Origin of the sequence: Pseudomonas sp. EL_65y_Pfl2_R96 (assembly GCF_963970905.1) — a bacterium.
Lineage (GTDB): Bacteria > Pseudomonadota > Gammaproteobacteria > Pseudomonadales > Pseudomonadaceae > Aquipseudomonas.
In genome coordinates, this window is sequence record NZ_CAXAQH010000173.1 from 1 (window position 1) to 577 (window position 577).

The window sequence follows — 577 nt, forward strand, 5'->3', positions numbered from 1 at the left end:
CTCCCGGGAAGACCTCATTCATCCAAGCCATTGGGCAGCTCCGACGACAGCGGCGATCATGACCATGACGCCGACCAGGATCAGCTTCTCAGGGCGCGGATCGGCGACGTTGCGTATGCGCGCAGCGACCTGCCAGGCAGGCCGCTGCGGGACGCGCCAAGACCCCGCCGCGATCCGGTCCAGCTCGGCATCCGAAAGCTGGAAAAACGCTTTCACGTCGCCCCGAGAGCGTCCCGCGAGACCCGTCACGCGAAACACCGGGTCGGCCCAAGCCGGGTCGATGGCACTTGGGCTCGCCGCCATCGGGGCGATGTCGTCGCCCGCTGCCCATGACGGACGCAGCAGCGCGATAAGCCGGTGCGGATCGCGTTCGAGCAGAGAAGCCCAGCGCACCAAGCGTGAACGACGGTCGCCGCTCGGGAGCGCGGACACCGGCTCGGATTGCCCACCACTCTTCGGCACTCGCCATTTCATGCGCGTGTCTGCGGGACGATTGTGCCTCATTGCCGGTCAACCGGCTCGACGTGATCTTGGGAGGCACGCTTCAGCGGATGAGAAAAGCGCAACGTCAGGAAGG

General features: G+C 66.4%; 1 protein-coding gene. It reads right to left on the reverse strand.

Going from position 1 to position 577, the window contains the following annotated elements:
• Positions 1-18: 18 nt before the first annotated feature.
• Positions 19-474 (reverse strand): hypothetical protein, encoded by a 456-nt coding sequence (locus AACY49_RS30060; RefSeq protein ID WP_339527869.1) that lies wholly within the window; start codon positions 472-474, stop codon positions 19-21.
• Positions 475-577 lie beyond the last annotated feature (103 nt).

Excerpts from the sequence above, each read along its gene's own strand:
- AACY49_RS30060 (WP_339527869.1), bottom strand. The coding sequence starts at position 474 with ATGAAATGGCGAGTGCCGAAGAGTGGTGGGCAATCCGAGCCGGTGTCC.